This is a genomic window from Massilia mucilaginosa, assembly GCF_011682145.1.
Classification (GTDB): Bacteria; Pseudomonadota; Gammaproteobacteria; order Burkholderiales; family Burkholderiaceae_D; genus Telluria_A; species Telluria_A mucilaginosa.
This window is the reverse complement of the sequence record NZ_WHJH01000073.1, coordinates 16,884-28,006: the sequence shown is the minus strand read 5'-3', so window position 1 is coordinate 28,006 and position 11,123 is coordinate 16,884. Positions and strand designations below refer to the sequence as shown.

5 protein-coding genes are annotated in these 11,123 nt (G+C 66.0%); 1 reads left to right on the top strand and 4 read right to left on the bottom strand.

The genetic code is table 11. The features are described 5' to 3' along the window. A partial coding sequence (locus tag F2P45_RS35505) for a beta strand repeat-containing protein (RefSeq protein ID WP_370663339.1) occupies positions 1-2,388 on the bottom strand: 2,388 nt, incomplete at its 3' end. A 356-nt stretch (positions 2,389-2,744) separates the two neighbouring features. Here F2P45_RS35505 and F2P45_RS31275 point away from each other — a divergent pair. Next, complete coding sequence (locus F2P45_RS31275) at positions 2,745-3,632, top strand: alpha/beta fold hydrolase (RefSeq protein ID WP_187367251.1); 888 nt, start codon at positions 2,745-2,747, stop codon at positions 3,630-3,632. Positions 3,633-3,767: 135 nt separating this feature from the next. On the opposite strand, the gene F2P45_RS31270 is transcribed toward F2P45_RS31275, so the two are convergent. Genes F2P45_RS31270 through F2P45_RS31260 form a run of 3 tightly spaced genes read right to left on the bottom strand, consistent with a single transcriptional unit; the run spans position 3,768 to position 10,799 of the window. After that, positions 3,768-4,514 (bottom strand): FecR family protein, encoded by a 747-nt coding sequence (locus F2P45_RS31270; RefSeq protein ID WP_370663338.1) that lies wholly within the window; start codon positions 4,512-4,514, stop codon positions 3,768-3,770. Then, on the bottom strand, positions 4,483-9,204 hold the full coding sequence (locus F2P45_RS31265; RefSeq protein WP_166882124.1) for a two-partner secretion domain-containing protein: 4,722 nt from the start codon (positions 9,202-9,204) through the stop codon (positions 4,483-4,485). The genes F2P45_RS31270 and F2P45_RS31265 overlap by 32 nt, the downstream gene beginning before the upstream one ends. 11 nt (positions 9,205-9,215) lie before the next feature. Continuing rightward, positions 9,216-10,799: a ShlB/FhaC/HecB family hemolysin secretion/activation protein gene (locus F2P45_RS31260; protein WP_166882123.1), complete on the bottom strand. Its 1,584-nt coding sequence runs from the start codon at positions 10,797-10,799 to the stop codon at positions 9,216-9,218. Between the last annotated feature and the right edge of the window lie 324 nt (positions 10,800-11,123).

Genomic DNA, 11,123 nt, shown 5'->3' with positions numbered 1-11,123 from the left:
CCCCCCCGCCCCCCCCCGCCCCCCCCCCGCCGGCGCCGGCGGCGTCGGCGTCGGCGTCGGCGTCGGCGTCGGCGTCGGCGTCGGCGTCGGCGTCGGCGTCGGCGTCGGCGTCGGCGTTGGTGTCGGCGTCGGTGTCGGTGTCGGTGTCGGTGTCGGTGTCGGTGCCACAACGATCAGCAGATCGATCTGCTGGCCGTTTTTGACACCCGTCAAATCGAACAGAAAACTGTTATCGGTGACCGGAATGGTGTTCGCCGTGAGCAAAGTATCACCGGCTTTGATGACCGCAGGAATTACCGTGCCATTGCTGAGAACCGGAGCGCCGCTCACGTCAACGTCAACCTTGCTACTGGCCGACATGTCCACATTCCCGGTCGCTATCAGCCTGCCATAAGTCGACGCGCTGCTCAGCCCTGTGCGAAAGATACCGCTGGCGCCCTGGATGTAATCGCCAGTCAGATTGACCGTGTGGCCCGTGGCCACAGACAGGATGCCGTCGTTCGTCATCGTGGTGCTACCGATGGTCAGCCCGCTGCGTGAGCGCAGAATACTGCCCTGGCTGATATTCAACTGCGCCAGGCCGGCAAAATTGCCGCCCGCCGTCATCGCCGCTGGCGTGATCGCGCCGGTGCCGAAGTTGACTATGCTGCCAGCGCCGCCGGTGACGTCGCCGGCCACCGTGGCCGTGCTGCCTAAAATGGTCAAGGTATTGATTCCGAGCGCCACCGCCCCGTTCAGCGCCGCAGTGTTCGTCACGGTAAACGGACTTGCTGTATTGGCGAGGTCGAGGGAACTGACCCCGCCGATCGTTCCGTTGTTCTGGATTCCGCCGCCGATGACGCTGCTGCCCGACACCGCGATGCCGCTATTGGTCCCGGTAATACTGCCACCGTTCAGGATGCCGCCCTGCATTGTCGCGTTGGCGACGGTGATGCCCGCACCCGTGCTCACGATGGTCGCCGCCGGCTGGTTGACAATGCCTCCCGCCGCGATCTGGGCGCTATTGTTCAACCTGATCCCGTTCGCGCCGGTCAAGCTGCCGGCATTGACAATGCCGTTGGCGACGACGCTATTCATGCCATCGAGAAAAATAGCACTGCCGCCCGGGGCCGCAATGGTACCGGCAACCCCATTCGTGATCGAAGCCGCTGTGCTGCCGTTGCGCAGTGCGACCGCGTCGCTGCCCTGGCTGCTCAGTTGCCCGGAATTGTCGATCTCGCCGGAAGCGGCGGAGTTGTCCAGATAAATCGCGCTGTCGCTGGCCGTGATGGTGCCGGAATTGACAATCTTGCCGGTCAGGGTACTGGTGCTGGTCAACAGAATGCCGCCTTCGCCGCCATCGATCAATCCCCGATTAATCAGGTCGCCTGTAATCTGCGAGTTACTCACATTGAAGCCACGGCTGCCGTGAGTTTGGCCACCGGTATCGTTGACGATGCCGCCCGCGCCGATCGTGGAATCCGACACGGTAATCGCGTGCAAACTGGACAGGTTACCGGCGTTCGTGATGCCGGCGACGACCGTGGAACTGCTTACCTGGAAGGCATCGTAGCCACCGGTGATGGTGCCTTGCGCTGTATTTTCGATCAGGCCGATACTGGAATTGGATTCGATCACGACGCCATGGGTCGACAGGTTGCCGCCGATGGTGCCGCTATTGCTGAATTTCCCCGACAAGTTCACGTTATTCAAGCGCACGACTTCGTACTGCGCGGCGTCCATATTGCCGGCATTGACAATATCCCCACTCACAGCGGAGCCCGTCATGGCGACGGCGCGGCCGCTTTGTCCGCTGATCATGCCAAGATGGCCGTTGTTGGTGATGCTTCCGAATGTGCCGCCCGTGGTTTCCAGCGCGGCCTTGCCGGCCGCGCTGTTGATGTCGCCACCGGCCGCGTTGGTGATACCGCCTGCCACCGAACTGTTGACGATACTGATCGCGCCCCCGCTTTCGCCGCCGGTGATGATGCCTTGCGCGCCGTTGCTGATGGCGCCGCCGATGGTTGCTCCGTTGAGCCGGATGCCATTGCGCGCACCGGCGCCGACTGCATCGGTCGCGGCCAGGGTCCCGGTATTGGCAATGCCGCCGGTAAGTGAACCTTCGATATTGATGGCGACCGCCCCGGGGTTGACCGTGCCCGCATTGGTGATCGACGCGGCGGTCACGCCCGCATTGACCAAGATGCCGTTGTTGGGCGTGTTGGCCACGGGGACAGTGATTGTGCCGGTGGCCGTTACCACGACGCTGTCGCCGCTGCCGACCGTGCAGGTGCTGGTGACAGTCGCGTTGTCGACGGTGATCACGCCCCCGCTAGCCGCAGGACAACTATTGCCGTTTGCCGAAGCCTGGGTCATGATCAGGCAGGCGCCCGCCACCAGCAGCGCCATCTGTTTCCTTTGAAAGTTGGAATGCGCCATACAGTTCAATCTCCCGAAATCCGTTGGCCAAGCAGAAGCCCGACACGTCGATCGCCGGCAACCGCGGGGAAGAGACAGGCATATGCTCGTACAGGGCAAACGGCGCCGGTCCATATCCTTTTTAATATAGCCAAGCAGAATTCTCGTGTAAATATTGTTTCGTCTTAATCGAAAATGAAAGCCCGCACAAACAACAGAATCAATAGTTGAAAACAATCGCGTTCTGCATTAAAAATCCACGCTGAAGTATCCGCAAATACACACATAATGCGCTTTAATCAACCTCCAAATTCACGTCCAATCAATCTCATTGAATAGCACAAAATATGAGTACTAAAAACCGGGTAACGGCGAGCATCGTGGCAGCCGTCGCGCTGTTGCTGCAAGCCGCTTGCGCAATCACCAGTCCGCTCCAGCGCCTTCAACAGGCTGATGCATTGGCCGAGGCAATGGGATGGCAGCGCAAGACGGTGCAAGGCGGCCTCCTCCCGCTGACCGTGTATGCGCCGAACACGGCACTCAGCGCTCCGACTCTGACGGTGTACATCGAAGGCGATGGCCTGGCGTGGCTGAACGCGGGCACGGTGTCGCCCGATCCCACGCCCGTGCATCCGGTGGCGCTGCAGCTGGCGCTGCGTCATCCGCATGGCGCAGCGGTGTACCTGGCGCGGCCATGCCAGTTCCAGCCCGGCGCCCTGCCCGCCGCCTGCCGCAGCGCTCTGTGGACAAGTGCGCGCTACGGCCCCGAGGTCATCGACAGCATGGACGCTGCGCTCGACCAGCTGATGCGGCAGTCCGGCGCGCGGCGCCTGGTGCTGGTGGGCTTTTCCGGAGGCGGCTCCGTCGCTGCGTTGCTGGCCGCGCGCCGTGCCGACGTGACGCTGCTACTGACGGTCGCCGCCAACCTCGATACCGCGCAGTGGACGCGCCTGCAGGGGCTGGCGCCGCTGGCAGGGTCGTTCAACCCGGCCGACCATGCCGCGCAACTGGCACCGGTGCCGCAACACCACTGGGTCGGCGCCGATGATGACGTGGTTCCGCCGGCGGTGCTGGCCTCGTTCGCGGCACGCTTTCCTGCCGGAGCAACGCCGGCGCTGACGGTGGTTCAGGGCTACGGCCATGCATGCTGCTGGCAAGCCAGCTGGGCCGCGATGGTACGCGCAGTGCTGCCTCCCGAGGAATCCAGTGTCTTGCCAGGGAAGGCACTGGATTGAACACGACCGCCCCCAATCGCAAGGGGCCGCTTCCACGCGGAACGACGAACCGGATCGGGCGCCAAACGCATTGAGGCCGTTCGCAGGCCGATTTGACGTGTGGTCGTCAAATCAATAACCTAAAGGAAAACCTCCCTAGCGCACCTCGCAGTCGACCGTCGGCGGCTTGGCCGTAGCGGTGACCGTTTGCGATCCTGGCGACAAGCTGAATGCGACCGGCGGGGTGAACCTGAGCGTCGGATTGTTCGGCACCAGCACCGGCGGCTGCTGCCTGCTCGACGTAAAACCGAACTGCCCTGACGAAAAATTCATGCTGCCTCCGGAATTGCTCAACATGATCGTTCCGTCAACGACGAACACATGCAAGCCGGGCGCCAGTGCGCTCGCGCTCGCTTGCGTCGGCGGCGCCGCGCGCGACGGTGGCACAAACTGCGCAACGAAGGTCGTGCCGCGAACGCCGATCGTGGCAATTGGCGTCTTGAGCTCGAACTTCTCCTTGTTGCGCTTGCCCAGCAGCCCGGTCAGCGAGCGCAGTCCGCCCTGGAGCAGGCTGAAACTGGCGCTGTCGGCTTCCGGCTTGCCGCTTTCATAGGCGAAGGCCTCGATCTTGAACGTTGTGCTCGGGCGCAAGGTGATTTCGCTGTTGTCGATGAAGCGGATCCGGGCGTAGGTGTTCTTTTCAGACACAAGCGTATCGCCCTGCTCCACTTCCGACTTGAGGCCCAACACCCTCACGCCGCCGTCGGCCTTCCGGACCATCAGCGGCCCGCTCAGGTTGACGATGGTGCCGACCACCTGAGCCGCCCACGCCATCGCGCTTGAACCGGCCAGCAGGACAGCCGCGAGCGCCTTAATTGCAATACGTCTTTTTGCGCAGTTCACTCGCGTCTCCTTTAACAGTACTTGTCACGACGGTAGTGGCGCCGTCGTCCTTGATGCCCGCCTTTTCCTCGCTGGCCGGGGTGACGCTGTCGACGGCATTGACCGTGTTGACGATGACCTCCTTGAGCACCGCATCGCTCGCCTGCTGCGGCGGCGCCACCACGGCGCAGCCGGGTGCGCTCGGATCAGCCGCGCAGGCAGTGACTGGCGGCAGCACCACGGAGCAGCCTTGCAGAGTCGGGCTGGCCACGCACTCGCTCACGGTCGGCAAGACGACTGCGCATCCGGCGAGCGCCGGCGTCGCCACACACTGGCCCAAGCCTGGCAGCACCACCGCGCAGCCCGCCGCCGATGGCGTGGCAACACACTGCGCCAGGACCGGCAGGACCGCACCGCAACCGGCCAAGCCTGGCGCGGCTGTGCACTGCGCAAGGGTCGGCAACACCACCGAGCAGCCCGGTGCGGCCGGATTTGCCACGCAGTTCTGCAAGCTCGGCAAGACTGCGCCGCAGCCGGGCAGGCTCGCATTGCCGACGCACTGGTTCAGGCTCGGAAGTACCACGCTGCAGCCCGGCACGGCGGCGTTGGCCGCGCATTGCGCAAGCGATGGCAGTACCACCGCGCAGCCGTTGGCGCCCGGATTTGCCAGGCACTGGCTCAGCGACGGCAGCACCGCCGCGCAGCCTGGGGTCGCCGGATTGGACAGGCAGCCGGCAACGCTCGGCAAGACCACGCCGCAACCGGGCAGGCTGGTCGAGGAAATGCACTGCGCCAGGGTCGGCAGCACCACCGCGCAGCCGGCCCGGGTGGGCGCCGCCACGCATTGGGCCATGCTCGGCAGCACCACTGCGCAACCCGGCAAGCCCGGGCTGGCGCTGCAAGCGGCCAGCGAAGGCAGCACGACGGCGCAACCCGCCTGGCCCGGATTGCTCACGCAGACGGCCAGGCTCGGCAAGACCGCCGCGCAACCGGCGCGCGACGGCGTCGTCACGCAGGCGCTCAGGGTCGGCAGCACGACAGTGCATCCGCTGGTGGACGGCGCGGCAACGCACGACACCAGGCTCGGCAACACTGCCGCGCAGCCCGCCTGAACAGGGTTGGCGATGCACTGGGCCAGGGTCGGCAGGACCACGCTGCAACCGGGTGTGCCCGGTGCACTTGCGCACTGCGCGAGGGTCGGCAGGACAGCGCTGCAACCGGGAGTCGTCGGGATGCTGGTGCACTGTGCCAGGCTAGGCAACACAACACTGCAACCTGGCGTGCCAGGCGCACTCGCGCACTGTGCAAGGGTCGGCAGGACAGCACTGCAGCCGGCGGTCGCCGGGATGCCGGTGCACTGCGCCAGGCTTGGCAACACGGCGCTGCATCCCGCCGTGGTGGGCGCGGCGGTGCAGGACGCCAGCGTCGGCAACACGGCCGCGCAACCGGGCGTCGATGGCGCCGCGACGCATTGGCTGAGGCTCGGCAGTACCACAGCGCAGCCCGGCAAGCCGGGATTGGCCGTGCAAGCGCTCAGGCTCGGCAGCACCGAAGCGCAATAGCTCAGTGCCGGATTGGCGCTGCAGGCGCTCACCGCGTCGGCGAGGACGCTCGCGCAGCCTGCCAGGGTGGGCGTAGCGATGCAGGCGTCGATGGTCGGCACGGTGGCCGGTACCCCGGTCACCGTGCCGCCGGCACTGGCAATCGTTCCGCTGCCGCTGAGCGAGGCGGCGATCACCAAAATATTTCCGGTAGTCGCTGCAACGCTGCCATTGTTGACGATCGACCCTGCCACCAAGGCAATATTGCCGGCGCCGGATGCGAGGCTGCCGCTGGGGCCAATCGTCAGTACGCCACCGTTACCAGCTTGCAAGCCGATCGCGCCGCCATGCGAGGCCACGCTGCCATTGATGGTCAGCGGGCTCTGGGTCGACAGCTTGACTACGCCACCCAGGCTGCTCACGGACACCGGGCTGCTCGATCCCGGCTCGTACTGCAGCAGCGTCATGCCGCCCTGGTTGGCGACCGTGATTGCCCCCGTGTTCGCGGCGCCGCTCTGGACCACGCTGCCCAGGTCGAGCGTGCCGCTGTTGCTGATGTTGATCGGCCCGCTGCCGCTCTCGGTTTCGTTAATTGCCGTCAAGTAGGCGGTCTGGGTGGTGAACGGGGTCGACGCCGAACCGGCCTGCTGGCGCGTGCGCAGCTTGATGGCGGCGGCCTTGGCCGGCGCCACGCTGCTGTTGCCGACGCTCCAGCCGAGCAGGCGCAAGGCGCCCGGCGTGGTCAGGGGATCGAGCAGGTTGAGCATGCCGTTGCCGGCGTCGATGGTCAGTGTGCTGGCGGGGGTCAGATTGCTGGTCAGGTCGAGTGCGCCGTTGACGTCCACCGCGCCGGTCTGCGCCAGTTCGCCGCCAATGGTGAGGCGGTTGGCGTAGATCCGGTTCAACTCGCTGGTATTCAATCCCAGGCGCCCGGTCGCGTCGAGCGCGTTGTTACCGATATGAACCAGGGTCTGCGGATTGCCGGGACTGAGGACCACCTCGCCGCCGCTGCTGCCGGTGCCGGTGATGGTGGCGCCGATGTTGATATTGTCCGAAAGCAGCAGCACCGTGTCGGCGCTCAGGCTGCCGGTGGAACCCGTATTGATCAGCCCGATAGCGCCGAAGCGCTCCAGCGCCAGCTTGCCGCCATTGTCCGGCTTTAAGGTGATCGGCGCATTGACCTCGATATTGCCGCCGGTGCGCAAGCGCAGCACGGTCGTTTCGGCCGGGGTGCCTTGGCCGCCCAGCGCCGAGGCGACCAGGATTTTTCCGCTGTGCCCGGAGCCGCCGATGGTCAGTTCCTGCGAGCGGATCGGGTTCAGGTGGAACGGCGACAATTGCAGCAGCGCGCTCGAGGGCGTGCCGCTGGCGATCACGATGTCGCGGTTGCTGGTGGTCGGCGCAATGCTGACGTTCGGGCGCGGGCCGCCGGAAACCGGTCCAATCATGCCGCCTGGCATATCGACACGGTCGGCCACGATGGCGATATCGCCACCGCCCTGCAAGGCGCCATTCGGCGCGAGCTGGAACAGGTCGGTCGCACTGAGCGCCATATATCCGCTGCCGCTGCTGACGATGGCGCTGTTGCCGGTGCCGATTTTCACATCCTTGCCGCCGAGGGTCAGGCTGCCGCCGCCGGTACTGAGCGCCGCGTTGACCAGCACACTGCCGCTGCCGCTTGCGTACGGCGCCACATTCGCGTTCAGCGACAGCGCCCCGCCCGAGGTCGCGACCGGGGCGTTGACAGTGATGTTGTTCCCGGCTTCGATCGACAAGCTGCCCGTGGTGGCGCCCGCACGCGTGAGCGCGCCATCGACCAGCACGTCGTGGCGCGCCTGGATGACGATGTTGGCGGCATTCCCCGCACCGTCCAGCTTTGACGAGTCGATGAAGGTCATGGTATCGGCCGGCGTATCGGTGAACTGGTCGACCGTGTCCAGCAGGTCGGTGCTGCCGTTGGCGCCGATGGTCACATCGTAAGGGTCGAGCAGCCAGGTGCCGCGCTGGCCGGCGTCGACCCGCAAGCCGTTCACATCCAGATAATGGCCGGAGGTTTCCACCATGGCGCCCTGGCCGCCGGCTGCCGAGATCCTGCCGTAGGCGCGCGTGGCGCCATCCGACCACAGCACCACGGTGCCGCCCGCGCCACCACCGCTATCGGCCCGGATCAAGGCCGCCTTGCCCATCACGGTCTGGCGCGCATTGCGCACCAGCGGATTCTTTCCTTGGTAGCCGCCGCCGACCAGCACCGTGCCGCCGGCGAGCGCACCGCTGGCGTCGATGCGGGCGTCGCCAGTGAGGCCGACCCGATCGCCCTGCACGCTGATCGCGCCGCCCTCCCCGGCGCCGGTGGCACTGCTCACGCTACCGCCTTCGAGCAAGGCATCGGCGCTGGCCTTGAACACGATCTTGCCATTGGCGCCGACCTGGGCACTGTTGGCGCTGACCAGCCCGCGCTGCCTGACGAGGGCGCCGTAAATGCCGATCTTGCCGCCTTGGGCAATCACACGGCCCAGGTTCAGCGCGGCGTCGGCCGGGCTTGAAACCACCACATGCAGGTCGGGATTGCCCGAATCGACCAATTGCACGCTATGCCCGGCCGCCAGCACCACCGAGCCCTGGGGCGAGGTGATGATGCCGCTGTTTTCCACGTTCGCCGCAATCAGGAACACGGTGCCGCCGGACGGCGTGGCGATCGCACCCTGGTTGACGATGGCGGCGGAGGTGGCCGGACCGTTGAAATTGCGCTTGCCGGACAGGAAGTCGGCATTCGTCAGATTCAGGGTCGACGCGGTGAGGCCGTGGACATCGATGCGCGCGTCGCGCCCGAACAGGATCCCGTTCGGATTGATCAGGAATACCTGTCCGTTCGATTGCAGCGCGCCCAGGATGCGGCTCGGATCTTGCCCGGTGATGCGGTTCAGGACCGCGCTGCGCGCATCCTGCTGGATGAAGCGGGTGATGTCGCCCGCCGCCACCGAAAAGCTCGGCCAGTTGATGATGGTGTTCGGCGTGTTGGTGATCGAAAAGACGTTACCCTGCTGGACAAAGGTGGCTTGCCCGGCCACGACCTGGGGCGAGCCCGGCGCGGCGGCGGCGTCGCCCAAGGCCAGCAGCAAGGGCAGGCAAAGACGCTTCAGCAAGCGCGGGAAGGGATTCTGGGAGCTCATTCGGTTCACCTTTAGTAAGCCAGGCCTACACGCACATGGACTTTGTTCTTGCCGGCCACGCCGGCATCGCGCCGCAGCACATGGCCGTAATCGATCTGCATGTCGAGCGACTTGCCCATCGAGAAGCGCCAGCCGACGCCAGCGCTCGACAAGGTGGCGCGCGCCGCTTCGCCGGGCAACACCGCTCGGCGCCGCCCGTGGGCCGCGTCGACGAACGCCAGCACGCGGCACTGCCAGTGCTGGCGCGCCGCGCACCAGTTGGGACTGTATAGCTCCAGGTTGGCCAGCAAGCCTGAATCGGTGGACACGGCGCGCTCGTCGACCCCGCGCACCGAGGTCGCGCCACCGGCGCCGAACTGCTCGCCCGGCACCAGGGCGTCGCCGCTGACCTGGCCGCTCAAGGCGGCGCGCCCTTGCCAGTCGCCGCCAAAGGCGCGCTGCAAGCCGGCCGCGAAGCGCGCGATGCTGTAGCCGGCCTTGGCGCCGGAACGGGCGCGCGCAAAATCGGCGCTGCCGCCACGACTGCCGCCCGCGACGTTGCGCACCACGCCGAGCGAGAAGCTGGCTTGCCCGCCTTTCACCCCCATGCTGGCCAGATAAGTCGCGCTGAGCGGATGGACGGTGACGTCGTTGCCGAAATCCTGGCCGGCCAGCAGCACGCTGTTCTTGTAGGCCTTGTGGTCGAGGCCGACCACCAGGCGCGGATCGAGACCGCCGCGCCGCGCCAGCGTCCGGTTGTAGCGCAGCCCGGCCACCGTGCCCTTGCCGCTGACGGCCAGGTTGAAGATGCCGGCCGTGACCGCGCCCGAATCGATATCCGAATAGCTGGCGTACAGGTCGACCGAATCGCCCAGCTCGTACAGGGGAATGTGATATCCGGCGCCGTACACGCTGACCTTGCCAGGTTCCTCGACCGTGGTGGTGTACTGCAGGCTGCCGACATGGTCGCGCCCCCAGAGGTTGGCGTGCTGCAACACCACGCCGGCGTGGGTTGTGCCGGTCGGCCCGGTGCCGCTGTTGTCGAGGTTAAGCGAGGCAGTCCAGGGCTTGCTGTCGCTCACCAGCAGGCGCGCATCGAGTTCGTCGTCGGCGCTGCCGGTTTGCAGGTTCAGGCTGATTCTGCGCGCCGGGTTCTGGTTGGCCATGCGCAGATTGGCCGAGACCCGGTCCAGGTCGGGGGTGGCGCCCGCTTGCAGGGCCGGCAAGGCACGCCGCACATTGGCTTCATCGACCACCGTGTTGCCGGAAACCAGAATGCGGCCGATCCGGGTTTGCACCACGTCCAGGCGCACCACGCCCCGGTTCAATTCCTGCTCGGGCAGGCGCACCGTGACCACTTGATAGCCGCGTGCGTGGTACAGCGCTTCGAGCGCTTCGAGCGCGCGCTGCACGTCGCCGAAATCGCGCCCGCTGCCGGTATGGCCGCGCAGCGCGGCGTCGATCTCGCCCGCGCCGAGCAGGGTATTGCCCGCCACCTCGTAGCGGATGATGTCGAAGCGGATCGGGTCGGGTGCCGGCGGCTCGCTCCCCCAGGCGGCCCCGACCGCGGCAGCCAGCGCGGCGCCGCAGGCGAAGCGGGCAAATGGTCTAGTCATCGATCAGCTCCACGGTATGTGCTTGTCATGGCGTACACAGTTTCACCGAGTGTAATCGTGCGCCGTCGTGCGGGTGATGAATTCCAATCGTGCCGGACAGAATTTTGCAAAGCGTTGTATGGCGGAGTCAGCGACAGTCAAGATTGTGGCCACGAGGAAAGATCTGTACGCCGGGCCGGCCATCAAAACGTGCAGCCATGCTCAAGCAAAAACGCTATGATCGACCGTGGCACTGCGTGTGCGCCGCGCTCCGGCGAGCGTCGGCCTGGCCGGGGTGCTGGCCGACGAACGTCCCGACATCGCATTGAACTGAACCAGCCGAAA